The sequence below is a fragment of the Staphylococcus sp. HMSC65H10 genome (assembly GCF_001839185.1).
In the GTDB taxonomy this organism is placed as follows: domain Bacteria; phylum Bacillota; class Bacilli; order Staphylococcales; family Staphylococcaceae; genus Staphylococcus; species Staphylococcus simulans.
The window spans coordinates 1-25,125 of the sequence record NZ_KV840342.1 but is presented as its reverse complement, the minus strand read 5'-3'; the positions used below and the strand labels follow the sequence as shown (position 1 = coordinate 25,125).

The window sequence follows — 25,125 nt, the reverse complement described above, 5'->3', positions numbered from 1 at the left end:
GCTATCATCTCTGATAGATTCAGCTTTTTCATCCGTTCACCTGCTTTCATCTAAATAAAAACCACAAGCCTAAGCCTGTGGTTGTTCCGGATATTCTTCACCTGTAATCTCTGTATATTGCTCTTTAGTAATACATTCTAACTCTACAAACCTTTTGACTTGTGAATTTGTGTAGCAATTTCTATCGTAAAAATATTTGATATTATCGAATCCTGGAAACATATTATTCTCCTCCTTTAATTTCAGCTAACTCTAATAATACTTGTGCTTGTTGTTGTTCTAAATTTTTAATACTTTTATCTTTCTCGGCATTATCTAACATAGTTGAAGCTAACTTCTTTTGTGTGTCTCGTAATTGGTAAGAGCTTTCTGCGACTTGCATTTGTGTTTGTGCCATTTGTAATATGGATTGGTCTGTTGATTGTGGTTCTTCATCTTTAGGTAAACTCTCTAACCATTCTTCACGAGTAGCGCCTACCCATTCATTACCATTAAAATAAAAAGGACTGTAAATACCTTCTGGGGGAGGTGTTTCAGTCCATGCTTCGTCAGGATATTGATATTCACCTTCTTCATTTTCAAATGCTAGATAAGGTGTTCCATCATATAAATATACTTGTTTAACCATTTCTTCACCTCTTTTTTTAGTCAATCCAACTTATTTCGCCGTATATATAACTACTAGAGTCCCAACTATCTTCATTATTGACATATAATTTTACCTCGCCCGTGCTTTCAACAATGATACTAGTTCCATTGTTTGCTAGGGGAGCTCTAATAAATCCTACCTGTGGATTTTTCGCAAAGTTTTTTGGAAGTTGAGCGATAACCATGTTGTGTTCTACGTTAGATCCATTAACCCTCAAATATTTTGTCGTTACAGAGCCATTAGTTACAATTCTATAGGCACAACCGAAACCATTTCTACTTCCACGATAATTATAAGCAGAGTTAGTTTCGGCACCATTGATAAGGTTGAAAGGAATCCAACCAGTGTCGTTTTGATTATTTGTAATTTCTTTCCAATCTGACCAAGATATGTGACAATTTTTCATAAAAATTCTGTTTAAATTAAAAGGTCTGAAAAAAATATGTTTAACAATATTATTGCCGTATTCATACACTTCTAAAAAACCACTTTTGCCTAATGGCGAACCTGTGGGTGAAGGGCAATAATAGAATCCTGGCTTTAGATTACTTAGAAAATCCGGATTATCTAATTCGGCATTAACTAATTTATGTGATTTACCATCATCATTAGTTAGTTTATATTTTTGCCAGTCTAACTTTCCTAGTTCTTCATCTAATATTTGAGGTGATAAGAATCCGTTATCTTCAACAGTTTGATTAAACTCAGTAACCTTTGCATCTACATGCTCGGTTGCTTCTGTAGCTTTACTATTAATATTATTCACTGCTGTTGATGCTGTATCTTGAACACTTGTTTTAGCATTGTTAGCTGTAGTAGTTATATCTTTTGTAGCATTATCTTTAAGTTTTGTTAAATCAGTTTTAGCTTGAGTAATGTATGTTTTAATATCTGATTTTCCATCATTAACAATAGCGTTAAGCGTTTCAATACCTTCTTGTAATACTGATTTCATTTCAGCAACATAGTCTGCACCATTTGCTATAGCTTCTTCTATATCTTTAACTTTTTGTTCAATCTTCATTTTGAGTTGACTAAACATTCTAATTTGTTCAATCTTAGTAAATGAAGAAATTTTGTTAATCAATGCATCTGCTACTTCAAAAGTAAATTCTCTAAATACAGCAACTTCATTGTATTCGGGGTTTCCATCTACATTATTAACTCCGATATAAACTTGGCCTTTAACTTTTGTAGATGTGCTAGCTTGTAGAAAATCTTTATCTAAAGTAACTGTTACAATACCGTTAAACGAGTCTTCAATTTCTAGTTCGATTACATCTGACGCACTACCATTACTTGACTCAAAATAAGCATATGCTGTTAGGTTGTTTTCATGGATTAATAAAGGTCCTTTTGAATTGCTTAATTGAAATCTTAATATTGCTGTATTTTCATCTAAATTATAAAAACCAACCCCTAGATCAGAGATCGGTTTTAAATAAGGTTCAGATTTTAATTTAAATAAGGCTTTTTTATCTATTCCGTTATTCACGCTATCACTCCTTATTTTATTAATACGACTGCAACGCCGTACCCTTTTTCAGAATTATATGGTGTAGTTATTTCTAACACACGATAAAAACCGTTGTTGTTATCTTTAGTGCCGATACCTTTATCCGGTTTAATATAGTCATTTTCTGACACTGTTGAGTCAATACGTGTGTACACTTGTCCTACAAGGCCTACAACATTCCATTCAGGACGTTTTGAACGATCTACGTATTCGCTATCTGATTCTTCCCAACCAGGATTAGGGATAGGAAGTTCTACTTCTTCTGAATAAGTATTACCCTCATCATCTTTCCATTCTTTGGTAGTCCATTTAGTTTGAATTACACCAAATTCATCTTTTAAGAATTTATCCTTATGATGAAACATTTGATCACCTAGAATAATTCCAGCAGTTCCAGATATAACACCAATAGGGACATCATTCACATTAGCTTTACGGATGTATCTACCATCAAGTGTTACAAGATACCCGTTAGGAATTTCTTGTCCTGATTGGCTTTCAAAATACTCTGCATAGTCACCATAGCTTGTTCCGGATGTTATTTTACCTTTAAAGTAAGCATTACCGCTTATTGGTCTGAATTCTATCGAAGTATTTTCAATTGAAGGACCATCAATGCCATACCCCATTGCTACTGTGTAGTTTTTATCCGTTTTCATACCTCTCGAATTTAATATCATTTGTGTGTGGTTACCTTGGGACGTTTCAGATTCTAGCGCGTTAATTACTGCACTACGAGAACCATACACTTTCGAATTCATACCTGCACCAGCCGCCCAGCTTCTATCACTAAACGCGTATGTGTTACCTGTAGAAGCGATTACTGCAGAACGTTCTGCAATTGCTGCTGAACCAGTAGAACCTCCACTGAAACCACCTTTGACTACTGTTGGTACAACTTTGTAAGCTTTGTTTGTGATGTAAGCTGCATTATTATAATTTTCTGCATTAACTCCAACAATCTCTGCTGTGTTATTGTATAACTCTAATCCGTTACCAGTTCCTTGTCCTTGTAAATTGGCATTGATAATACGGAAATCATAAATACCTCCCCCGCCTGCAATACCGATATTTTGAGAAGAGTTCCAAATGTTGATATTACTTAAAGTAATTTTCTTACCTCTATTAGCTCCACCGAATATTTTTATATCTGCTTGTGAGTTCTTGAATCCTGTAATATTAATATTGTTTAACATAATATTGTTAGACATGAATTGAACAGCAATTGCTGGCATCCCAGCTGTATATCTACCGTCACCAACTGCTGTAAAACCATCTACTTGAACGTTGGTGTAGCCACTGATTACTAATGCACGTGGTGAAGTATTGGGATACACTTTGTTATCGTAAGGTGTGATAGATGAACTGCTTGTTACAATGACGCTATGAGCTGTTTTAGATTTAGGATCTCCTGCTCTATGGTGTCCGATATGTCGAATATTATAAGAACGACTATCACTGATAGACATATGGTTGGAAATCATAACATTATTAGGAGCTGATGCCGGAGCATGAGCTTTAACTTCGATACCGCCATAGTTCATTTCAGTAATATTATTATCAAGCATTACATGTTGTGAACCATCGTCAATTTCAATACCGTTATTGTTACCGCCACCTGTAGCATGATGTGAATAGTTGTTTGTAATAACTAAATATCTTGAATGGTGGGTAGTAATACCATCATCACCAAAGCCACTAGCTTCACAGCTATCAATATGAATGTATCTACTTTCTAAATCTTCACTAACTCTTACGCCGTCACCTTCATAGAAATAAGTATCACTAGCGTAAGTAACATCAAAGCCGTGTAGTAATGCATCTACTGATTTTATGTTGTTAGCAAAACCATGTTTCACACCTGCAAACCTAACGTTTGAAGACAGTGAGCCTCCTGCAGGCTTTAATGTTTTGCTTTGTCTGAATTTATTTCCATCAACTGTAAAGTCGTAAACACCAATATTATGACCATTCCCCGTCATATCTTCATTGGTAATAACTACAGTTTCTGCTGGTGCATCATCTGATAGTTTAATAAATGTAATATCCTTACCTTCACCAGACAAAATCGTATTGTTAGGTAATTTAATCCCTGAAACTTTATAAGTACCAGCTGTCATATGAACATGAACATTGCCGCCACGCATCGCTTCCTTAAAGGCTTGAGTAGAATCTTGTTTTCCTGTTGGATCTGCACCGTAATCATTAACATTCACAATACGTTCTATCTTCTTGTTAAGATAATTAAAGTTTTCTTCAATCTTATTTTTAACAATTTCAAAATCATATTTTAATCGTTTAGATAAAAGTTCGTGATTAGACCCATCCAGCGCTGTTCGACTATCTTTTAGCTCTTCAATACCGTCTCCATTATGACCGACTACCAAACCTTCAATTCTTCCATCTTGGTATTGTAACTCATCATGGACGTTAGTCAGTTTGTAGTCGATTTGTTTCGCATTATGTGCGTGTTTTTCTATAGTTTTGTGATTACCTAACCTTTCCATTAAATAATTATAAAAATTTTCAGTCGTTCTAAAATTATTAATTGTCATATGTCTCCATTTTTGACCTATGTCAATTGGATAATTTTTTTGTAATTTCACTTTATCACTCCTTTTATTCCAACCAAGTAAATTCTTGATAGACCCAGTTAGTTTTATTTTGTTCATCAGGATGCACGAAAGCTGTTACCTTACCATCTTTAGTACATTCGATAGTTATTGGATTTCTATAACCGTTTTGTCTTCCTAAAAAAGACTGATTATCAGTAATAAAGCCAATTGGTAATTGTGCTATTTGCATATTAGAGCCTGTTATATTTGACACATTCAATCGAATCGAACGAACCACAAATAAATGAGAAGTTAAGTTATTACCTACTCTAACCTCTCTAATACCAGATTTAAATCCGTTTTTAACAGCATTGTTTTTCATGTCATCAGGTATTGAAACATCAACCCAGCCTGTATCGCCGACCAAATTATCTAAAATTTTTCGTTGTGCATATATAGTTGCATCATTTTTATCGATAGAATCATTTATCTTTTTAATTTTACTATCTATATTTTTAAATGGATCGCCTTCTTCTGTTGGTATACCTTGAATTGCATCTATATGTGTTACAGGAAAGTAAAACTCCCCTTCTTTATCTTTTAGGTACCTATGGCTAATTTCTCTACTCATTTATCAAAGTCACTCCCACAATATCTGAATAGTTTTCCGGTATAGAAAAAGACGTGCCACTAATTGACCCGTCCTTGACCAAATTATTCATTTTCTTTATATTCCTATTAATACCTTGTTGAATTTTAATAATATCCATTGGTGAGTTACTGAAATCTACTTCAACTGGATTGTTTGCTAACGGATGAGAATATGTTAATTTTACTACTTTTAAATCAAGATTATATCCTAACGGCTGATGAATAAAATGAATTTTACTATTTTCTTTAATATCATCATTCCCAAGATAATGTTTATCCTCTACTGAACCCAAATAGTTCGTCGATACTTCAACTGTCGGTTGATCGTTCAGTTCCTCTTTCAAACGTTTTAATAAATCTTCTTCATCCAACGCATTGTCGTCGAAAACAGTAGGTGCCTCCGCGAACGGGAATATATCGTAATTCGGTGATTTATATTCAGTGTAAGTATGGTAAATGTCACTACCTTTCAACACCGCTGTTAGATTTAATACTGTTGACTTCTCTGTGCCCACATACATACATGGTTTAGATTTCTTATAATCAACACCACTTTTCGCACCTCTAAACACTGCTTTAAACGTATGATTGCCTTTTGATAAACGTTGAGCGATGATAATCTTTTCAGATGTTGCAGTTTTGCTATAACATTCATATCTGCCCATATGCTCATCATCTAGGTAAACATCTACCACGCCGCCTTTAGCCATTTTCTTTAACGTCCATTCAAGCGTTTCGTTACCCCACTTACAATTAAATGTTTTTGTGTAACTAGCACCAACGCTTTCAGTACGCCAAGTACCGTCTTTGATGAATGTGCCAGAGTAGTTTAAGTCTTTAGGTTTCATAGGATTATAGTTATTCGTTTCAGCTTTTGTTTTCTTCTTACCAAATCCCTGTATATACGTTTTAATATCAGTTGTGGTAGTCGTAGCTTGTACTTCACTAGAGTTATATTTATATATCAACGGAATATTTGATGCTTTATAAAAGCTTGCTTCATCATAGATATAAATCTTTTTATTATCTGCAAAATAGATATAGTTGAATAGCTCTGCACCTTCTGTTAAAAATTCCATTCCGTTTTTATTACCTAGTTCATCTACTGCTACACGTTGGTCAAATTTACCTACAATTTCATAAGTGAAATCAATCTTGTTACCTTTAAAACCAAAATCTAAATACTGTTCTAATGTCATTGTAGGTTTACTATCGTCTTGTTCATCTTCTTCGTTGTTTAGTTCTTCATTTTCCAAATCTTTCTGGATATAATGATTTTGGAACTCCATAAATATATGTTTAGCAGTGACTTCATTCACTACGTTCATACCATCATATTTAATTGCTGTAGACTTCACAACATAGTTTTGTCCTTTCCATTCCAATAACATTTCATTAAGCAACGATTCAAATAAATCCCAATTCATAGACGTTTTATATATAGTAAACTCAATAGATCGTTCATTGTTACGCTCATAACTAAGTTTCCAAGAACCAAAGTCATAATCGGTTAATATTTCGCCGAAAGTGCCTTTTCTGTTCTTTAGTATCATGTCTTTCAATATCTTCACCTACCTATATATGAACGGGAATATCCATTGAGTTTTCACTTCTTTTATATTCTCGCCTGTAATTTCTATATCATTGAATCCTTTTGCCAATGTGAGCCATTGCCAATTTGTATCAATACCTACACGTTTATTATTAATGAAAGGATGGACACCATTTATAACCAATTGTTGATTTTTCTTGATACCTTTTTTATATTCAAATACATCTCCAGTCGTTTTATTATTAAGTTTAAAACCTTTAGGTGCGTCAATATTAACTAGTAATTTAAATCGATGTCTTAATAATGGATTAATTGTATCTGATGAACCATTGTAAATTTTAAAAGCTGTTGTCTCGTGTGTGTATTTAATTTCATCATCTGATAAAACGCCTGCTTCAAATTGCCAATCACCACTTGATAAACTAAATTGACTTGTGTCTTTTAATGATTCTGAATAACCATCTTTGACACTAAAAGTCATTTCAAACCGAGTTGTCGAAAAATCTGCATAGTCTGGGTTCATGTCTGGATTATTAACTTTATACTTTATACCTGGATTGTCAGACGTTACGATATAATAAGGTGTTCTTTTGTAAAATATACTTCTAAGTTTTTGTTCCATTAAATTAATATCTATTTCATCGATACCATCAAAACCAAACTTAACCACTAAATTAAAAGGAGCAAATGAAGCTACACCTGGTAGCTCACCATCTACTCCTTTCATAGTTATACTGTCTTCGACTGATACAGGGTAAGAGGCTTTAGCATCAAGAAAAATAAAGTTATTTATATACTCATTGATATCCTTTGTTCCATTTTCATCAATAATTTTTAACCATCTGCCGTCTATCATCATTAACCTCCCTGACTATAACTAGCCATCATCATATTCTCACCTAAAATTTGAGATATAACCTTTGCTGCATCTTTAGGTGAACCTTGTTTTGAGTTGCTTAACAACTTAATAATCGTTTGAGTAAGCTTATTGTTATAATCACTTACTCTCACAAGTTGACTTAATATCTTTTCGATTGTTGAATTATCATTATTAACAGTAACGTTAGTACTTCCTGTTTCCATACCTATATAGCGCATCGCTTGTTCAATCAATTGAATTGCTCTTGTACGTTTAGTAAGCGGTACTACCATTTCTGCCTTATTACCTTCACTGATTTGTGCTAGTTTATGCGTTGTAGATAACCCACCATTTTCATAAGCATAATCTCCAGCACGCTTAAATGCAGCACGCCATGAACCCATAATAGGAACCCATTTACCGACAATATAACGCATTGCTGATATGGCTTGATGCGTAGGATTCAATGGATTGCTGAATCCAGCTTTTGCATAAGCTCTAAACGACGGGTCAATCATTTGGAACATACCCTTTGAAGGTGTACCTGCACGTGCGTTGCTATCCCAGTTATTTATAGCGTTGGACGTATAATTGGATTCACGCTGTGCTACACGTAACATCTCATTAGTAATCCATCCAGCACGATATCGCCCGCCCAGAATAGATTGAGCTTTTAAGATAGCTTTTCGTGCATTATTGTATCCACTTCCTCCTGGCGCACCTGCACCTGCTCCATTCTTTGCTAACCAAGGTTCTGGATCGATTGCCGCGCTATTTGATTCCGAGCCTTTCATAACTTGGAAATGCAAATGACGGTAGTTAGTCATTGAACCAGTATTACCAGACTTCGCAATCAAGTCACCTGCTTTAACTGTCTCACCGTTTTTCCTCAATTGCTTATTTAAATGCATAAACCATAAATAAGTTCCATTTTTAGAGACAGTTACTGTATTACCGCCTCCGCCATTATCAAACCAATTACGTATACGACCACCCATTGGTGTACGCACTGGTGTATTTTCAGGTATATCATAGTCGACTCCATAATGGACGCCGCCATTAAATGGATAGTTAGGATTAGGCGGTTTTGGAGGAGCTGAGAATCGTTGCATTACTCTCCATCCACTAAATACCGAACCATCAGCACCGCCAAATTCTTCGAACCATGATTTAACTTTATCTACGAGTTTCTTTTTAAGTATGGAATAAGCACCTTTGGCCATTTCTACAGTGGCATTAGCCCCTTTACCAAATGTGATGCCTAAACTGTCCATTACTTTAGAAACCAACTTACCTGGATTATCCATATAATCCCAAACATCACCGATTTTTTCACCAAGCCATCCGGCACCATCTTTTATTTTTTCAGTTATCGCTCCTGTGATTTGATGTGCTTCTACTTTAACTTTGTTTGCAGCTTTTTTGGTCGTTTTTCTGACTGTATTCGTTGTTGAGCCTAAACCTTTTGCAACTTCACCCAATTTTTCTTTTCCGTATTCTAAAAGTTCATCTAGTTTATTTTTAGAACCTCTTGAAAATCTTGGAATAGTACCTTGTGAAAACTTAGGTATCATACCCATACGCTTCATATATTGGGTAGTAGCACCATTAATAACACCATCACCTTTATTTAACTGAACAACTACATCTTTACCTTGAGGCGCATGTAATGAACCATCAGCACGTTGAATTAATTCTTGGTGACCATTTGAACCGCTACCATTACCCGGTCCTTTATCATTTACAAGTGCCATGGTAGGTGATAATACACCGCCGTTTTTATCAGTAGCTAGTGATGAACCATCATAAGTACCTGTTGAAAGCTTTGGAATTGGTTTTATTAAAGTCTTGTCAGTAATAGCTTTTGAGATTTTGTTGATACCGCCAATCATACTATTTAAGCCATCTACCGCTTTATTAGCAACCGATTTACCTAGTTCTGACGCAGCCTTGCCAAAGTCTTTCTTGATGTTCTTAATCCAACCTAAAGTTTTATCCAGCCAGCTTTTCCAACTGTCGTGCGTCTTCTGAGCTTTCTTTTCTCCTTCTCTTGCAATTTTGCCGAAGATACCTTTAGCATTTCCCCACATTTTACCCAAATTATCTTTTGTACTTCTATAAGTTTTGCCAAACCACTTACCGGCTGACTTAGCTACAGCATATGTTTTGGTTTCAGCTTTATTCGCTACTTTATCAAAATTATCTTTGGCAGATTTATATACATTGAGAAAATTGCTTTTAGAATCTTCAACTGTTTGACCGAACCATTTTTTTGCGCCTTTATACCCCTTAAGCGCAGATGAGGTTATCTTCCCGCTGATATAACCCCAATGCTCAATAGTGGTTTTTTTGGTTAAACCAAACCATTTTTTTGTACTGCTATAAATTTTTTTAGATTGCTTACCTATATAGCCAGTTGCAGTTTTAACAGAATCTGACATTTTTTGCCAACCTGTTTTGACATTACCAGTTTGTTCATCAATATTAGAACTTACACCTTTATTTTGTTTCTTAGCTTCTCCTACAACAGCATTATGTTGTTTCTTAGCTTTGTCTTTCGATTCTTCGTATTGCTTCTTAGCGTTTCTGATAACTTTGTCGGCTTCGTCTTTCGAAAGATTGCCGGTTTCATCACGTTGTCTAATCGCTTCAGCTACTGTATTTTTATATTTCTTTTTAGCATCAGAAATTGTTTTATCTCTTTCTTTGGCGCTTTCTTTAATAACATTTGAAGCTGCTTCAATCGAAAGTTTACTTTTATTCTGCTTCATTCTTTCTAAAATAGCTTTTTGCTCTACTTCTCCTTTAGAAAGTGATTTAACTACAGTTTTATCAAGTTGATCTTGTAACTTAGCGATTTTTGCATGTTCGCTTTTAGTAAGTTCACGTTTTTCAGCATATGCTGCAGCAGTAATATCATGTATTTGTTGATTGATTTTGTGAGCTTCTGCAGCTTCCTTACTATTGCTTTGTCTGGTTTGTTCTAATATTTTCGCTTCTTGTTCCTTAGAAAGGCCATTAGTTTCACTAAATATCTTTTCTAACCCTTCTATTTCGTTTTTATGTCTTTTAGCAAGCTGTTTATCGATTTCCGTATTTATGTTTTCATACAATTCTTTAATCTGATTGTATTGCTTTTCACCTATTGTTTCATGGTTGATACGCATTTCTTCAAGTTTTACTCTTGCATTCTCTGACATGCTGGTATAAGATTTCAGCGCTTTCTTAGTTCCTTTTGAAACTTTTTCTGAGAAAACATCAGTAGTATCTGAGGCTTTAGATACTAACCCATCCAAACCATCGAAAGCTTTTTTAATCCCTTTGAACAATAAACCTTCTTGCAAACCTTTTGCCATATCATTTTTAAGATAATCCCAGTAGCTGCTCATTTTATCTTTAGCCTTATCTATCCATGAAAAATCAATGCTTTCACCGACTTGGTTAACAAGTTTACCCATGTCATCAAAGCCTTTTCTAAACCAATCCACCTTTTCATATGCCACATCAAAGATAGTCGTAAGTATTGTTAAAGGAATTGTTGCTCTGCCTATCAATTTAGTACTCTTCAAGGCAGTTTTACCTAAACCGCCAAATTTACCTGTCGTATTTGTTAACACGTTCCCGAACATGCCGAAAAAGCCTGATGTACCTTTAATGGTCTTCCCTGAAGTTGCTAAAGAAGCGGCAGCCCCTTTATTTGCTATACCATTCAATGTTGCTTCTGTCGTGTTTATAGCCATTTGACGATTCAACATTGCATATCCTTTTGCTGCACTTCCGACCGTTCTTAACAATAGACCGATACCTAAAGTTAAAGGACCTATAACTGCTGTCAGTCCTAAAACGCCTGCCATCGCAACTTTAGCACCTTTTGGCATCTTATTTAAAAAGTCTACTACATGTTTCAAACCACTAACCATACCGGATAGAGCAGGTTGTATAGATTCAAAAAGGGATATCGCCAATTCTTCAGAAGCTGACCGCAGTTCTCGTAAACTACCGCCTAAACCTTTTTCCATTGTATTCGCCATTTTTTTGGCTGAACCTTCACTATTGTCAATGGCTTTACTCAATTTGGCGTAATCCTCTTCCGAAGCGTTAATAACTGCGAGTGCACCACTCATCGCTTCCTTGCCGAAGATTGTTGCAGCAGCACTTGCTTGTTGGTCCTTGGATAGACCGCTGAACCTATCGCGTAATTGATCTAAAACATCTCGCATCGGCAACATTTTACCGTTACTGTCAGTAATAGATATACCTAACTCGTCCATTTGATTTTTCATTGCTTTTGTAGGTTTAGCTAAGTTTGTAAACATTGTACGCAATGCTGTACCGGCTTTTTCGCCTTTAATCCCAGCATTACTCATCAAACCAATAGCTATAGATGTATCTTCAATACTGTATCCCAATGCGCCAGCTACAGGTGCAGCATATTTAAATCCTTCACCCATCATTTGAACATTGGTATTCGCATTAGCACTCGCTGCAGCTAAAACATCTGCAAAGTGTCCGCTATCTTTTGCTTTAAGACCAAATGCTGTTAAACCATCAGTCACAATATCTGACACTTGTCCTAATTCTTCACCAGATGCAGCTGCTAAGTCCATGATACCAGGTAACCCTTTTATCATATCTTGAGACTTCCACCCACTCATTGCCATATAATTTAATGCTTCTGCACTATCTGAAGCACTGAATTTTGTGGTAGCTCCCATTTCTCTTGCTTTAGCTTTTAAAGCTTCTAAATCTTGGCCAGTAGCCCCTGAAATTGCTTGTACTTTTCGCATGCTGTCATCAAATTCCACACCTAATTTACTCGCATAACCCATTGCTCCTACAATTGGTGTAGTCACATACATAGACATGTTTCGACCGAATGCGCTCATTCCGTTACCAAATCTTTGATAGCGTTCAGACATTTTGTCAAAATGTTGAGCTGCTTTGGTATATTGACTATTTGCAATTAATTGTTCCTTGTTAAAGGCTTTCATTTCCTGCTTCGTTTTATCAATACTTTTTTGAAGATTATTAACTGCAGCTCGCTCGTTATTGACTGCTTTTTCAGCATTTGCTAAATACTTCTCATTATTTTGAATAGTATCATTTAATTGTTTGAGCTCTTTTTCAGTTTGATTTAGTTCTGTATTCGTCTTTTCGTATGAATCTTTTATTTTTTGGTTAGACGTGCTCAGTTTCTCATTTTCACTCTTTAACTTCTTAATTTGTTCGTCTTCTTTTTTATATTTAGCCACAAGTTCTGAGTGTCTTTGTACTTGTTTTTTTGTTGCTTCAGAAGCTTTTTTTAGTTGAGCAGTTGTTGCTTGATTAGAATCTTTCAATTCTCTTTCAGCTTGTCTTAATTTCTTAAGTTTTTCATATGCTTTTTCTTTTTGATCATTTGTTCTTCTTCTTTGAGTTTGCGCTTTTTTCAATTCAGCATTAGAGGCCTTTAATGCTTCTTTCGACTTATCTAACTCAGCTTTTTCTTTTTTCTCTGCTTCAACTAATTTTCTATAAGCTTGTTCTACTTGCCCAATCGTCGACTTAGCCTTTTCATAGTTGGTATTTACATCTTTTAACTCTTGTTCAGCTTGACTAAGCATTTGCTTTTGAACTTTCATCTTTTTATTCAATCCATCAATACTCGTCTGGTATTTTTTCATTGATTTTTCAGATTTATCAAAAGCCGACATATTCGCTCTTATCTCACTGTTTACAACACCGAGATTACGCTTAAGCGAAGCCATTCCCTCGTCTACTTTTGAGTTATCGATAGAGTTAACGATTGTTAAACCTTGTGTTCTATTCGACAAATTATTACCCCCTTTCTAGCCTCCGAATAAGTATTTTAAATCACTGCCTGTATACATTTTGGGTGATTCAGTTTCTTGTACTGCTTTATCTTCCTCAGTCGTATTCAACAGGTCTAGAAGTTCAAAATAAGGCTGTTTTTTTACTTCTGTTATTGTCCAACCGTACGTTTCCATGCAAAAACGTTGTATTGCTTTAATGTTCGATAAAATATCTTTTATTCTGACTGTACTTCTGTCTTTCCCACTTCATCCGTTACATCTTCTGAATCTTCTTCTGTTTCTCCGCTGACTTCTCGAAACAATGCTTCAAATGCTTTCGCTTGCGTTTTAGTCGTCATATTATTTAGCATATCTTCCTCAGTTAAACCCTGGTCACTAAATAAATCTGCTAATAATTGACGTTCTTTTTTTCTGATTTTTTTTGGGTCAGGTGTTGATTTAACTTTTTCTTTTTCTAATGCTTCTAAGTATTCATAGACTTTTTCTGCTTCTCCTAAAGTTACATCTTCTTTTTTATACGTCGCTGTTTTACCAGTTTTTTTGTCTTTAATTTCAAATTTAATCATATTGATTACTCCTTTATTTGTAGTATTAAATAAAAAAGAGGGCTATTAACCCTCTTCACTTGCTGCATTCACAGTAACAATCGATGTGTCAGTTTTATTTCCGTCTTCTGTTTGAACTGTAATCGTAGCTTGACCTGCAGTTAACCCGTTGACTGTACCGTCATCTGAAACCTCAGCTACTTGTTCATCAGATGAACGATAAGTTACATTATTATTTGTTGCTGTTGACGGTGTAACTGTGCTCGTTAACTTGATCGTATCACCTACGTTCACATTCGCGGTCTTAGGAGAAATTATGACACCTGTTACTGAGATAGGTTTTGTTTTAAACGATGGGACATCTACTTTTGCAGATTCCCCGTTCTCATTTTGTTTTGTGATTTGATAAGTCCCTGCTGGATAATTTGTATCAGACTTCAAACCACTTAACGTAATTTTTGCTTTTCCCTCAACATATTCAGCACTGTTGATAAGTTCTTCTCCTTTATATAGGTTCAATGTATCTGTCATTTTATCACCCCTGTAATTTGTTTTGATTCCCCTATTGAGCAGAAATATCAGCTGTAGTACTCTCCGCTAATACCTCTACCTTTTGGGGAGTGTTAGGGTAATGTTCCTTCAGTATCTTCAGTAGGTAAGTCCTCTCCTGTATAGCCTGGGAAGACATTAGCCATAAATGCCTCTGCACCTTCTGACCCTTCGTGATAACCGATTGCTCGTGACTTACCATCAATCTTGCGGTTCATCCAATCACCATTTAGTTTTGTCGGTTCAGGTGCTTCTGCTTTTTCAGCTGTTGTTTTAAATTCGATAGAATCTAAACTAAAGCTCCCTTTTACTAAAGCACAATAAATAGGTTGTCCATTGATTGTCTCTGATTCTCCGATAACTGCAACATAAGGTGCTCTTGAATCGTCTCCTACCCATGACGTTCCGTTTTCATCTTTTTCTCTGCCTAAAACTACATTTAAATCTTCTGTAGGTACGTTGAACAAGTCAATATCTGATTTGATTTCGCTTGTACCTTGCTTTTTCATCCAAACGCGTTTGTTAGATGCCCACATATCAACCATTTCCGGCGCTAAACCTGTAATATTCATGTTTACAGTACCGCCTTCTGCGTCTTCCCATGTAAACTTTTTAATAATTTTTTCTGCTTTTTCATCAAATACACCTACGTGTAATTTTTTAAATCCAGCTGTTGCTGATCCCATATTAAAATCCTCCTTATTTTAGGCATAATAAAAACACATCTATTCGATGTGTCCGCCTTTATAATATTTATATTTCGGTATACCTTCGTATCTTCTAGAACGAACATACTTTTTAGTTTCTTTAAAGTACTCAGTTAATTGACTCGAAGTTTGATAAAAACCATGCTCTCTTAATAAATGACGAATCCGTTTTGATAAACGTATTGTATCATCATCTTTATATGTTTCTACATCTACTTGAACGATAAACATTTCAGCATGATATTTATTGGATGCATAGGCAGCAGTAGTATCATATACAAGCCTTAACAATATCAATGAGCGAGTATCATCTGCTTTTTCACTCACTTCATAAAAATAGATCCTATCTGAGACCAACGCTTTTACTAAGTCATCATCTTTAATAATGTCATAAATATATGTCAATATATTCATAAGCGCCTCCTCATTTCTTCAGTAATAATATTTTTATAACTTGTTTTAACAGCTTGTAATGTATTTTCTATAACCCCAAAGCCTCGAGGAATGAATTTTTTACCGTTTCTATCATAACCATGTTCGTTTAAATGAACTAATTTGTATCTATCATGCGGACCTACCCACTCAATAATAATTGTTTGTTGCCTTGTTACTTTTGAAGTAAATGGCTTTGTCCTTGTCATCTCATTTATAGAAGCTCCGGTGTCCTTGAACTTCTCAAAATTAGTCTTTAAAACTTTCATTTCATGTTCTGTTGCAGCTTCTAAAGCTTTATTGCTGATTTCAATCATTCTTTTTTTACCAAACTGCTTTTCAATCTCTGCTTCTAATTCTTTTAATCCTGTTACTTCTACAGACATTACTTTTCACCTAACGCTATTGTAATAAAACCATTTTGCGGTGTATCCAGTCTGACATCGTAAATTTCAAAAGTATTGATATCTAGCCGATAATCTTGAACTTCAACCACATGAGTGTGGGAAGGTATATAACTTTGCAACGGGTCTCGAATTACAATTGTTAAACCTTGTACTGAAGTATTGACATTAAGAATTTCTCTATCTTTTACAGAAGGGCTATAAGTTTCTGCAAAACAACGATAAACTTCTTTTTCTTCTGTTTCATCAGGATACGGACCTTTAGTTTGATATTTATAAAAGATAACAGGCGTTCGCATATCCCCTGATGATACTTTTTTATTCTTGTATATCATCATAATCATCCTCACTTCCGTATATTTGATTTAAGATAGCGAATTCTGTTATCAATGTTGAGAAATTCTTGTTAAAAAACTGTAACTGCTCATTATATACATAACGAGACCTTTCAAAGACTAACTCTTTCCCAATAGGTTCATCATTTATATCAAAGTCACCGCATTCATTTTTGATTACCTCGTAAGATATACTTAAAATTGCTTTCAGTGACTCATCCTCTGCCTCATGGAAGATGTGCATTCGACTTTTAAATTCTTTTAAAATCTCATCATCCATTCAAACACCCCTATTCCGCTGAGATAGTAATAGACTTGCTATTAACACTCAAATCAACGTTTTGGGGAGTGTTAGGGTAATTCTGTAACTTTTTTAGACAAGTCTAATTTATATACTGCCGCTACTTTGTTGTCTTTCGCTTTACCATAAGCAAATGTTTTAGCGATATAAGCATCTAAATCATCGAATGCTAATGTTTGATCAAATTTCTTAAGGTCCACACCGCCGCCTAAATAACCATCATATCGTCCATTAACAAACGTTAATACTTCACCAGCTTCTTGTGAGATAGACTCAACAATGTTCAGGTTGTATGGAAGTGCTGTAACATATACACCATTTGCATTTAAATGTGTATACTGTGATTGAATTTCAAAAGCATCAGAAGGATTAACAACCATTGTTACATTACCTTTAACTGCTACAGATTTTCCTTTTTCATTAGTTGAATGAAATTTGAATACTTGTGTCAATTCATCAATCGTTGTTCTAGGGTCTGCAAACGTTAATGTTCCTTGTGCTTCTTTCTTCGGATAAACGCCGCCTGTAATTGAAACATTTTCTTGTACTTGACGATTTAAACCGATTGGTTTATCTTTACCATCTCCATTTAAGAAAGCTTCCTCTAACGCCACTGCGAAAGCTTCTTGAATCTGAAGACGTACAAAGCGTTCAATCCATGCTGGGCCAAAATCTTGTAAATCTTTAGGGATAACAACAAAAGCTGTTAATTTGTTTTGGATTGCCGTTTCTTCACTGAACGCAGCATCTAATTGTCCTTTAATATCTCCGAAGATTTGACCCCATACAGCTACCCCTGAAGTATCTGATTTTAAGAATTTAAGACGTAACCCTGCATTACGAATACCTAATTGCGATAACAATGGATGTTCTGTTGTTACATCTTCAAAGATTCGATCGATTGTTTCTTCTGGCAATAACTTTTCTTCTTTATAGCCTACTTCAGTATTAATTTCATTAAAGAACTTTCGCTGTTCTGCAGAAAGTTGTTTATCTGCTGAAGGTAAACTTGAAATACGTTCAGCTTCAGCTTGTGCTTGCGCTTTAGATTCTTCAAATAATTCATTAATCATATTTCCGTATAATTCTGCTTGTTCTTCTTCGCTCGCTCCACCTTGAATGGCGTTCAAAAATTGTTCACGAGCATTTTTAAAATCGTTTGATAATTCAATAGTCATTTTATGACCTCCTTATTTGTATTAAAAAAAGAACTTTTGCTTAACCTTATTTTGAGGTTTGCTAAGCTCTTTTTGTGTTTCTTTTTCTTCTAATTTTTCAATAACTTTATTTGCGATTTGGTCAACATCGATTTTAATTTCAGGTGTTTGATTCATTAATGCCGAAACTTTGTCAATTGCTTGTTTAGGAAGCATTTGACCCGCGTTAGCAACTAGACGTGTTGATGACTCGTCAAACATTTTACTGTCGGCAAAACCTTGTTCTACTGCGGTATCTGCACTAAACCAAGTTTCATCATTCATTAAATCTACTATTTCTTGTTCTGATTTGCCTGTTTTACTAATGTAAGCATTTGCAATTGCTTTATTCGCAGTACTTAACATATTGTAGGCTGTTTCCATTTTTCTATTATCACCAATTGCAATGGAGCTCGCATTATGAATCATCATCTGGGCTGTTGGGCTCATTTTTACTGTGTCGCCTGCCATAGCAATAACCGAAGCAGCACTTGCTGCAATACCTACTACTTTGACATCAACATTCCCTGCATGTTCTTTTAATGCTGTGTAGATTTCACTACCCGAAAACACATCTCCACCGCCAGAATTGATGATAACTTCTAAATCTTCATCAGTAGAAGGCAGCGCATCAATAACATCTTTAGGTGAAGTAGCATCCATATCAAACATGTCATAAATCCACTTATCGTCATTTGAGACAATCGCACCTTTTACGTTAATTTTCATCAGTTTCACCTCCTTTTGGTGTTTCTTTATCACTTTCTTCTCTAGTAGTCGTATAGTTCTTTGTTACAAAATATTGATCCATTTTCGGGTCGTCAGAAGGTTCTTCACCAAGCATAATAAGTACTTGATTAGGTGTAAATGTACTGGATGACACTAATTTATCGACAGCATCCGCCAGTTCTAACGGGTCTTTTTTGTTAATCCCAACCACTTTAATACTTTTACCTTTTAAAACTTCACTTTCTTTAAACAGTTTTGCGTTCAATTCATCTTCTATCTTTTTAATTAGAGGCTTTAAACAAAATTTGTAATATGAATCTAAAGCATTGTTCAAATCTGCTAAATCTCCGTGTATCAAAGAAGGTGGAATCCCGATAGCCTTTGCGACTGTATCAATCAAAGTTTTTTGAAGTTTATTCAAATCATCGAAAGGCGCATTGTTCGATTTTGAGGCCGACGATACATCTTGGAATTCGAAAGCTTTAGTCAAAGGTGTAATGGCTACTGCATTTTTTTCAAAAGATTTCATAATGTTATTAACATACTTTTGCATTTTACTTGTATTTTCACCTTTTTTATTTTCTGAATTGTTCTCTTTTTTAATCAAACTCGCATCCACATTCACGATACCTCTAATTTGATAGTTTCTCATTTGAGCAGCAATCATACGCCCGAATATTTCACCGTAATCTTGGAATAATCCCTCAGTAAATGTATTCAACTTTTCGTTGTTATACGATAAATAGAGTACTTCATCCATTCTGAATGAACGCTCAAATTTATAATCTTTAACAGAAACATCTTCAAAAATATCAGGATATAACGCAAATTCTTTTCGGTAATAATCATCTGCTACCACAAGGTCTTTAGTATCCGTCACTACAATTAATACCTCATTGTCATAAACTAATTTGTAAATTACTTTTTGCCAGAAATCTGTTGATGATAAATCAGTGTTAGGTCTGACATTCAATTTGTAATATGTTGTATCTTTAATTGATTTGCCGTTTTCATCTGTAATACGAAACTCTGACTGAGAAATAGTCCTTGCTAAAAATTCAATGCATGTTTGCAGCGCTAAACGTTTCATATATGCTTTTTCTGATGTATCTTGGAAGAGCTCTAAATCATACATCCAACTAGACTCTTTACTTTTTCCAAGCATTCTTGTTAACCAACTCATGCCTTACCTCCTTCCTAAAAGTCAATTGCATTAAGAAAATCTAAACTATCTTCGACATCTACTTCTAACAACTCATCAGCACGATACAACGCATGAACAAGTGCTTGAAAGCCGTCTGTCTTTCGTCTGGTTCTATCTTTTTTATCAAATTCTCTGTTGCCATCAGGTTTTGTTTTGACTAATACATTGTTTGTGTACCATCGCATTAAAGGGTTATCACCGTATATAATATTGTGATTTGCAAACATACTTTCAATTCTCGGAGCAAGCAACCCGTGTATTGCCCTCGGATTTTTAATAACTTCATATTCAATACCGTATTCCTCAAAAGCTTTTCGAATTAAATCCATTCTATAATTATCGACAATCACTTTTTCTAATCCATACTTTTGTCGCATTTCATCAAACCATCTCGCAATATACTCTTCATCTATCACCGGACTATCTACAATAGTTAATAATCCTTTCTTTTCCCATTCGTAAATAGGTGGTTTCATTTTCACGGTATCTAAAAAGCCTTTACGTACAAATGAGTGCGATTTCCAAATATACTTATCTCCTTCTCTAAACAGTAATCCAACTGCTGCAAAGTCAGTAATTCTTGCATAATCTAAACCACCGATACATTGCTTATTTTCAAGGCATGGTATTGGTTGATTCGTCGCTAATATATCTTCCCATGGCGCTATAACTTTTTCTGGATCTGTTTCAGGTAAGTTCATACGTTTAGTCATAAATTCTACGCGGTTGCCCGGATTTCTGATTAAATCTTTATATTCTGTATATACTTCTTCGTGTAGATTTCTAGCATACTTAGATAATGGTTTATGAAACATCGGATTAGCTTTTTCCCAAGTATCAGGGTCATCCACTTCTTCTTTTGTATCCAATTTACAATAAAATGGAAACAATCTATCTTCTACATCTGCGCCGCTAAGCAATTCTTGACTTCGCTCTTTCAATCCATCCATAAAACCATCTCGAACATCGCCATCAGTTCCGATATAAAAAGTTCTGCCATGCTCTACCTTACCAAGACCGCCTCTTTTTACATTAACGATAGCAGCATCTTCATATTGATGTACTTCATCGAAAATTACACAACCTTCACGTCCTCCGTCCTTTGTTTCAGCGTTCGAAGTGTTGAATCTGAATATCGATTGTGTTTCTAAGCCTTCAATTTCCGTTCTAGTTCGTCTGAAAGGTGCGCTTTTTCTACCCTTCTTTATAAACAGATCGTTATCAGTAATCATGTCATAAACTTCTTTGAAAGAAACTTTAGCTTGGTCTTCACTATTCGCAACCACCGAAACATCATATTTTTTAATACCGTGAAACGGCGTAAGAAAAAAATTAGTTAATGCACTGATTAATCCATTTTTTCCTCCGCCACGTCCTAAAGTTATAAAAAACTGTTTGAAATATGGCGTTATGATGCTTTCACCTGTGTATTCATCTTCTTGTTTAAGAAATAAAAATACGAAAGCTATGATGAATTTTTGAAAAGGTTGCAACGGAAAGTACCATTTTTCAGTAAACTTGATACAGTTTTCAATTTTTTCTTCATCGAAAAATACGTCATTTCGACTCAAAATATTCCTTTCTAAATGATGTATTAAATCTACACGCTCTTTATTAAGGATGATTTCACCATTTTTATATTGATTAATATAAAAATTTACATGTCGGTTTGTAATCATAATAATCCACTACTTGACGGTGATTCTTCAACTTCAACTTTTTCAAAGTCAAATGACTTCTCTATGGCTAATAAAGATGAATTGATTTTATTCTTTTCAGCAACTGCCGGATTTTGTTTTAAAAATACTTGTGAAGCGTTTTTAGTTTCAACTAAAGTTCCATGTTCTTTAATATCTTTGTCGAGCTGATAATATATATCAAGTAAATTCAAATAACGTGTAACTTTTTCAACTTCAACTGGATTATCTTGTTCAATATTTTTTAATAAATACTCTCGAATTTCCTTTTTATTTTTCATGTGTATACCCCCTAACGTATATTTATTCGAACCAAATATCCTTTTCGGCTTCCCCTTCCACCGGTTCCCCATCAGCTTTTTAAATGAAAACTTTTTGACCGGGGGGATTAAATTTTATTTTTATACAATTTTATTTCACCAATTCTCATCGCCATCCCACTTATTCACTCTAGGTCTGTACCAATTTTTAAAATACCTATCATGAATTTTATTATGGCACTCAACACACAATGTTTCTAAGTTGTCATCATCAAGTGCCAATTCAGGATAATCTGCTAATTCTTTAATATGGTGAACTACAAGCTTTATCTTCTTGCGCCCATTCTTATTAGGTTCATAGATATCAATAGCTACTTTACCTTGCCTCTTACACTCTTGACATTCAAAGTTATCTCTTGCTTTGATTGCCTCACGCTTATCTCGCCAACGTTTGCCATTGTAGAAGTCGCGTTGCTGTTGTTTATTCAAAGACATGTGTGTCACCTCTTTGTGTTAATTGCATAAAGAAAGACACACCATGTTAATGATGTGCCTTAGATATAATATAGTATTGTATAACTTATCGCGTTCTCTTTTCCGATTCTACTTCTACACTATCATAATAACACAGATTTGTAGGCCATTTGCACAATCTTTGCACAATCTTACTTAATTCCAACCTGCAATGCAACTGCCTTAACAAAGCTTTTACGTATTGATGTTACTGTATTTCGATGCATATTACATTCATATCCTATTTGATCCATCTTTAAATTTCTTTGATTGTTCCAGTATTTTAATCTAATGACTTTCTTATGTTCTTCCGGCAGTCTGTAGTAGATATATTCAATAGCTGCTACCATCTCTTCTAAATTACGTAACATCTTATTAGTAAGTAAGCGTGTAGCCATAACTTCTGTTGTACGTGTCGGTTCGTTTTGTTGTATTGGTCCATATACAATATTGGTATCCGTTTCTTTATATGGGTTTAATATTTCCATCCTCAACCTATTAATCTCTTTCTTGTTTTCATGATGGTTATATATTTCAGACTCAATATATTTAAAAGTCCCTGGCTTTATATCTACACTCATCTAATTCCTCCACTTACTTATCTTTTCTCAACACTTCTATAATATTATCTTTCAACTCTAACTCTTCATACAACTCTCTATTCGCCATATAAAGCACAAGAGAGAGGAGAGCGAAGAGAATGGTTAGTGCTATCCACATTGTGAGTGTTCACCTCTATATTTTAAATTTTCTTTTGAACACTTTATTAAAGTCATCCAAATAATGCTCATAAACCTTTAACTTATCCTTATATCTTTGATTTATAATTTTATCTTCCACATCTGATGTTCCATTCTTATTATGGTTCTCTATTTGTTGCTCTAGATAATTTAAGTCACTATTCATCACTGCATCTATTTTCTTTGTTTTTTCGACAAAGTCATCGTCAAAACAGAACTGATTTACACTAAATATATTGTTAAAATCCTTTTTAAAACCTCTCATCTTTTCTAAATGATGAGCCAAATTAAGAAGGTATCTATAATCCGAATATAATTTATAAGCCTTAATAATATCCTTTTGTTTTGAATATTTGTTTATAACTTCTATATCTTCATATCTCAATGTTTCAGGTTGAAGTATAGGTGTAGCATATGATCCAATAAAAATTTTCGCTGTTTTAAATACTTCTGAATATATAGGGTAAATATGATTCAAGTTAGCTTGTTTTCGATTCAAATTAGCATCCACTAAAAACCTTATTACTTCTTTTACAGAGTACAAAACAACACCTCCAGCAAGAGTATACAAACCTGTTAAAAATTCATTATTCATCGTCTTTCACCTCTAATTATATTTTCTACAAAAGAGTCAATTATTTTATAAACACCGAATACCGCTAATGTATTAAGTATAATTAACGCTTCTTCAGAAATAAACAAGGCGATTATTAAAGCGAAAATTAGAGCTATAAAGTCATAAATAAATTTCATCAATCACTCACCTCTGCTTTTAAATTATTAAGATGTATGTGATCGTTTATGTCGAAGTCTGCAGGTGCTTCCACATCATCATTCTGTGTACGGTAAATAATGTACTGTTCAGTGATGTATTTAGCTGCTTCGTATAGTGCAAGTGTTAAGATTAGTTTGATTATTGGTTTAATCAAGTTAAAAACTCCTTTATAACAGATTCAGGTACACGTGATAAAAAATCTTTAATACCTCTAAAAATTCTTTCAACAAGTGAATAAATACGAATATATAAGTAGAATAAAAAAGTGTGATTGATGTAGGTTAATTTAAAATGTTTAATCATTAGCATCATCTCCAGTGTCAATCAAACTAGGTATTAACTTGAGCATAGCCCTTAATTCGTATTCGTTCATGTAAGCCAATGTAGGACTGTAAAATTTACTTTCTTTATCATTGATAGCTTTGATAAACTCATCTTCAAGTTTAGCTTTTTCTTCGGGCGGACTATCTTTATATCTTTTTATTATCTCAGTGTATTTTTGGGGAAACTTCATTTTAGGATTATTAATCATTGTTTACCTCCTAAAAGCAAGGCGGACGAACCGCCTTACACATATCCTTTGTCTTTATCAGCTTTACCGTCTTGACGGTCATGATTGCGCTGCATTTTCTTTTTGTATGCTTCAATAAGTTGGTCAATTGAGTAGTGTTGAACTGCTAAACCAAAAGGTAGTGCTAATGTATAAGCTCTTGATGTAGCGTCGTTACGCAACACTGTATCGCCAATACCTACAATCATAATTTTTGTTATTTTGAAATCTGCAAAATTAAATTCACCATGCGGTTTATTATCTTTCATAATTGCGTCTACGATAGTATTAATTAATATTTCATCACTCTCTTGTTGATTTGTAATACTCAATCCGAACGCCAACATATCAGCCAATTCATCTAACTGTACATCTAATGGCTTACCTGGTTTCTTCTTCCAGTTCTTAAATGTCTCAAGCGTATTAAACCATTCAAAGAACTCAACAATGTAAGCTACTTTGCTATCTTCTAGGTTTAAAGTTGGAATGCGATCATCAAATTCCTTTTGTATTTGTAATAACTCTTTTAATTGTTCGACTGTAATTGTGTTAGTCATTATTTTTGTCCTCCAAATTGTTAATAATTCTTTTTA

At 34.5% G+C, this 25,125-nt stretch carries 27 protein-coding genes; all 27 read right to left on the bottom strand.

Features of this window, described 5'->3' with window-relative positions:
- Positions 1 to 69: 69 nt before the first annotated feature.
- The 27 genes from HMPREF3270_RS13525 to HMPREF3270_RS06255 all read right to left on the bottom strand — a co-directional run bounded on the left by HMPREF3270_RS13525 (position 70) and on the right by HMPREF3270_RS06255 (position 25,089).
- Complete coding sequence (locus tag HMPREF3270_RS13525) at positions 70 to 222, bottom strand: XkdX family protein (protein WP_083327622.1); 153 nt, start codon at positions 220 to 222, stop codon at positions 70 to 72.
- A 1-nt stretch (position 223) separates the two neighbouring features.
- Positions 224 to 628, bottom strand: a complete 405-nt coding sequence (locus HMPREF3270_RS06375) for a hypothetical protein (RefSeq protein WP_070867226.1) — start codon at positions 626 to 628, stop codon at positions 224 to 226.
- A 16-nt stretch (positions 629 to 644) separates the two neighbouring features.
- Positions 645 to 2,144: a BppU family phage baseplate upper protein gene (locus HMPREF3270_RS06370; RefSeq protein WP_070867225.1), complete on the bottom strand. Its 1,500-nt coding sequence runs from the start codon at positions 2,142 to 2,144 to the stop codon at positions 645 to 647.
- Between the two features lie 11 nt (positions 2,145 to 2,155).
- Entirely contained in the window at positions 2,156 to 4,720 is a 2,565-nt protein-coding gene (locus HMPREF3270_RS06365) for a peptidase G2 autoproteolytic cleavage domain-containing protein (protein ID WP_070867229.1), read from the bottom strand.
- A gap of 64 nt (positions 4,721 to 4,784) precedes the next feature.
- The gene (locus HMPREF3270_RS06360) at positions 4,785 to 5,351 is read right to left on the bottom strand and encodes a hypothetical protein (RefSeq protein ID WP_070867224.1); all 567 of its coding nucleotides are present in this window, start codon (positions 5,349 to 5,351) and stop codon (positions 4,785 to 4,787) included.
- Positions 5,344 to 6,933: a prophage endopeptidase tail family protein gene (locus tag HMPREF3270_RS06355; RefSeq protein WP_141763130.1), complete on the bottom strand. Its 1,590-nt coding sequence runs from the start codon at positions 6,931 to 6,933 to the stop codon at positions 5,344 to 5,346. Before HMPREF3270_RS06355 ends, HMPREF3270_RS06360 begins: the two co-directional genes overlap by 8 nt.
- Positions 6,934 to 6,942: 9 nt before the next feature.
- Positions 6,943 to 7,779, bottom strand: a complete 837-nt coding sequence (locus HMPREF3270_RS06350; RefSeq protein ID WP_070867222.1) for a phage tail domain-containing protein — start codon at positions 7,777 to 7,779, stop codon at positions 6,943 to 6,945.
- Positions 7,780 to 7,781: 2 nt separating this feature from the next.
- Positions 7,782 to 13,595 (bottom strand): phage tail tape measure protein, encoded by a 5,814-nt coding sequence (locus tag HMPREF3270_RS06345; RefSeq protein WP_070867221.1) that lies wholly within the window; start codon positions 13,593 to 13,595, stop codon positions 7,782 to 7,784.
- A 215-nt stretch (positions 13,596 to 13,810) separates the two neighbouring features.
- Positions 13,811 to 14,161, bottom strand: a complete 351-nt coding sequence (gene gpG / locus HMPREF3270_RS06340) for a phage tail assembly chaperone G (RefSeq protein WP_070867220.1) — start codon at positions 14,159 to 14,161, stop codon at positions 13,811 to 13,813.
- Between the two features lie 45 nt (positions 14,162 to 14,206).
- Complete coding sequence (locus HMPREF3270_RS06335; protein ID WP_070626920.1) at positions 14,207 to 14,671, bottom strand: Ig-like domain-containing protein; 465 nt, start codon at positions 14,669 to 14,671, stop codon at positions 14,207 to 14,209.
- A gap of 92 nt (positions 14,672 to 14,763) precedes the next feature.
- Positions 14,764 to 15,375 carry a major tail protein gene (locus HMPREF3270_RS06330; protein WP_070867219.1) on the bottom strand — a complete coding sequence of 204 codons (612 nt, stop codon included), beginning with the start codon at positions 15,373 to 15,375 and terminating at the stop codon, positions 14,764 to 14,766.
- Between the two features lie 39 nt (positions 15,376 to 15,414).
- Positions 15,415 to 15,810 (bottom strand): hypothetical protein, encoded by a 396-nt coding sequence (locus tag HMPREF3270_RS06325; RefSeq protein WP_070626917.1) that lies wholly within the window; start codon positions 15,808 to 15,810, stop codon positions 15,415 to 15,417.
- On the bottom strand, positions 15,807 to 16,214 hold the full coding sequence (locus HMPREF3270_RS06320) for a hypothetical protein (protein WP_070626915.1): 408 nt from the start codon (positions 16,212 to 16,214) through the stop codon (positions 15,807 to 15,809). The genes HMPREF3270_RS06325 and HMPREF3270_RS06320 overlap by 4 nt, the downstream gene beginning before the upstream one ends.
- The gene (locus HMPREF3270_RS06315; protein ID WP_242543471.1) at positions 16,214 to 16,567 is read right to left on the bottom strand and encodes a hypothetical protein; all 354 of its coding nucleotides are present in this window, start codon (positions 16,565 to 16,567) and stop codon (positions 16,214 to 16,216) included. Before HMPREF3270_RS06315 ends, HMPREF3270_RS06320 begins: the two co-directional genes overlap by 1 nt.
- On the bottom strand, positions 16,551 to 16,847 hold the full coding sequence (locus tag HMPREF3270_RS06310) for a hypothetical protein (RefSeq protein WP_070867217.1): 297 nt from the start codon (positions 16,845 to 16,847) through the stop codon (positions 16,551 to 16,553). The genes HMPREF3270_RS06315 and HMPREF3270_RS06310 overlap by 17 nt, the downstream gene beginning before the upstream one ends.
- Before the next feature lie 71 nt (positions 16,848 to 16,918).
- On the bottom strand, positions 16,919 to 18,046 hold the full coding sequence (locus HMPREF3270_RS06305; protein WP_070626908.1) for a phage major capsid protein: 1,128 nt from the start codon (positions 18,044 to 18,046) through the stop codon (positions 16,919 to 16,921).
- 21 nt (positions 18,047 to 18,067) lie between these two features.
- Positions 18,068 to 18,793 (bottom strand): head maturation protease, ClpP-related, encoded by a 726-nt coding sequence (locus HMPREF3270_RS06300; protein WP_070626906.1) that lies wholly within the window; start codon positions 18,791 to 18,793, stop codon positions 18,068 to 18,070.
- Positions 18,783 to 19,976: a phage portal protein gene (locus HMPREF3270_RS06295; RefSeq protein ID WP_070867216.1), complete on the bottom strand. Its 1,194-nt coding sequence runs from the start codon at positions 19,974 to 19,976 to the stop codon at positions 18,783 to 18,785. Before HMPREF3270_RS06295 ends, HMPREF3270_RS06300 begins: the two co-directional genes overlap by 11 nt.
- A 14-nt stretch (positions 19,977 to 19,990) precedes the next feature.
- Entirely contained in the window at positions 19,991 to 21,676 is a 1,686-nt protein-coding gene (locus HMPREF3270_RS06290) for a terminase TerL endonuclease subunit (protein WP_070867215.1), read from the bottom strand.
- Entirely contained in the window at positions 21,673 to 21,975 is a 303-nt protein-coding gene (locus HMPREF3270_RS06285) for a P27 family phage terminase small subunit (protein WP_070626902.1), read from the bottom strand. Before HMPREF3270_RS06285 ends, HMPREF3270_RS06290 begins: the two co-directional genes overlap by 4 nt.
- A gap of 135 nt (positions 21,976 to 22,110) precedes the next feature.
- A complete protein-coding gene (locus HMPREF3270_RS06280) occupies positions 22,111 to 22,449 on the bottom strand; it encodes an HNH endonuclease (protein ID WP_070626898.1) in 339 nt (112 codons plus the stop codon).
- Between the two features lie 170 nt (positions 22,450 to 22,619).
- Positions 22,620 to 23,048, bottom strand: coding sequence for a transcriptional regulator (locus tag HMPREF3270_RS06275; RefSeq protein WP_070867214.1), 429 nt, complete (start codon positions 23,046 to 23,048; stop codon positions 22,620 to 22,622).
- Between the two features lie 154 nt (positions 23,049 to 23,202).
- On the bottom strand, positions 23,203 to 23,802 hold the full coding sequence (locus HMPREF3270_RS13930; RefSeq protein ID WP_070867213.1) for a hypothetical protein: 600 nt from the start codon (positions 23,800 to 23,802) through the stop codon (positions 23,203 to 23,205).
- On the bottom strand, positions 23,799 to 23,960 hold the full coding sequence (locus HMPREF3270_RS13925) for a hypothetical protein (protein WP_176746715.1): 162 nt from the start codon (positions 23,958 to 23,960) through the stop codon (positions 23,799 to 23,801). The genes HMPREF3270_RS13930 and HMPREF3270_RS13925 overlap by 4 nt, the downstream gene beginning before the upstream one ends.
- Positions 23,960 to 24,136, bottom strand: a complete 177-nt coding sequence (rinB, locus tag HMPREF3270_RS06265; protein WP_070867212.1) for a transcriptional activator RinB — start codon at positions 24,134 to 24,136, stop codon at positions 23,960 to 23,962. The genes HMPREF3270_RS13925 and rinB overlap by 1 nt, the downstream gene beginning before the upstream one ends.
- Before the next feature lie 141 nt (positions 24,137 to 24,277).
- The gene (locus HMPREF3270_RS06260) at positions 24,278 to 24,514 is read right to left on the bottom strand and encodes a DUF7366 family protein (RefSeq protein ID WP_070867211.1); all 237 of its coding nucleotides are present in this window, start codon (positions 24,512 to 24,514) and stop codon (positions 24,278 to 24,280) included.
- A 35-nt stretch (positions 24,515 to 24,549) separates the two neighbouring features.
- On the bottom strand, positions 24,550 to 25,089 hold the full coding sequence (locus HMPREF3270_RS06255; RefSeq protein ID WP_070867210.1) for a dUTPase: 540 nt from the start codon (positions 25,087 to 25,089) through the stop codon (positions 24,550 to 24,552).
- Positions 25,090 to 25,125 lie beyond the last annotated feature (36 nt).

Coding starts and splice junctions, on each gene's coding strand:
- HMPREF3270_RS13525 (WP_083327622.1), bottom strand. CDS start 222: ATGTTTCCAGGATTCGATAATATCAAATATTTTTACGATAGAAATTGC.
- HMPREF3270_RS06375 (WP_070867226.1), bottom strand. CDS start 628: ATGGTTAAACAAGTATATTTATATGATGGAACACCTTATCTAGCATTT.
- HMPREF3270_RS06365 (WP_070867229.1), bottom strand. CDS start 4,720: ATGACAATTAATAATTTTAGAACGACTGAAAATTTTTATAATTATTTA.
- HMPREF3270_RS06360 (WP_070867224.1), bottom strand. CDS start 5,351: ATGAGTAGAGAAATTAGCCATAGGTACCTAAAAGATAAAGAAGGGGAG.
- HMPREF3270_RS06350 (WP_070867222.1), bottom strand. CDS start 7,779: ATGATAGACGGCAGATGGTTAAAAATTATTGATGAAAATGGAACAAAG.
- gpG (WP_070867220.1), bottom strand. CDS start 14,161: ATGATTAAATTTGAAATTAAAGACAAAAAAACTGGTAAAACAGCGACG.
- HMPREF3270_RS06335 (WP_070626920.1), bottom strand. CDS start 14,671: ATGACAGATACATTGAACCTATATAAAGGAGAAGAACTTATCAACAGT.
- HMPREF3270_RS06330 (WP_070867219.1), bottom strand. CDS start 15,375: ATGGGATCAGCAACAGCTGGATTTAAAAAATTACACGTAGGTGTATTT.
- HMPREF3270_RS06325 (WP_070626917.1), bottom strand. CDS start 15,810: ATGAATATATTGACATATATTTATGACATTATTAAAGATGATGACTTA.
- HMPREF3270_RS06320 (WP_070626915.1), bottom strand. CDS start 16,214: ATGTCTGTAGAAGTAACAGGATTAAAAGAATTAGAAGCAGAGATTGAA.
- HMPREF3270_RS06315 (WP_242543471.1), bottom strand. CDS start 16,567: ATGATATACAAGAATAAAAAAGTATCATCAGGGGATATGCGAACGCCT.
- HMPREF3270_RS06310 (WP_070867217.1), bottom strand. CDS start 16,847: ATGGATGATGAGATTTTAAAAGAATTTAAAAGTCGAATGCACATCTTC.
- HMPREF3270_RS06305 (WP_070626908.1), bottom strand. CDS start 18,046: ATGACTATTGAATTATCAAACGATTTTAAAAATGCTCGTGAACAATTT.
- HMPREF3270_RS06300 (WP_070626906.1), bottom strand. CDS start 18,793: ATGAAAATTAACGTAAAAGGTGCGATTGTCTCAAATGACGATAAGTGG.
- HMPREF3270_RS06295 (WP_070867216.1), bottom strand. CDS start 19,976: ATGAGTTGGTTAACAAGAATGCTTGGAAAAAGTAAAGAGTCTAGTTGG.
- HMPREF3270_RS06290 (WP_070867215.1), bottom strand. CDS start 21,676: ATGATTACAAACCGACATGTAAATTTTTATATTAATCAATATAAAAAT.
- HMPREF3270_RS06285 (WP_070626902.1), bottom strand. CDS start 21,975: ATGAAAAATAAAAAGGAAATTCGAGAGTATTTATTAAAAAATATTGAA.
- HMPREF3270_RS06280 (WP_070626898.1), bottom strand. CDS start 22,449: ATGTCTTTGAATAAACAACAGCAACGCGACTTCTACAATGGCAAACGT.
- HMPREF3270_RS06275 (WP_070867214.1), bottom strand. CDS start 23,048: ATGAGTGTAGATATAAAGCCAGGGACTTTTAAATATATTGAGTCTGAA.
- HMPREF3270_RS13930 (WP_070867213.1), bottom strand. CDS start 23,802: ATGAATAATGAATTTTTAACAGGTTTGTATACTCTTGCTGGAGGTGTT.
- HMPREF3270_RS13925 (WP_176746715.1), bottom strand. CDS start 23,960: ATGAAATTTATTTATGACTTTATAGCTCTAATTTTCGCTTTAATAATC.
- HMPREF3270_RS06260 (WP_070867211.1), bottom strand. CDS start 24,514: ATGATTAATAATCCTAAAATGAAGTTTCCCCAAAAATACACTGAGATA.
- HMPREF3270_RS06255 (WP_070867210.1), bottom strand. CDS start 25,089: ATGACTAACACAATTACAGTCGAACAATTAAAAGAGTTATTACAAATA.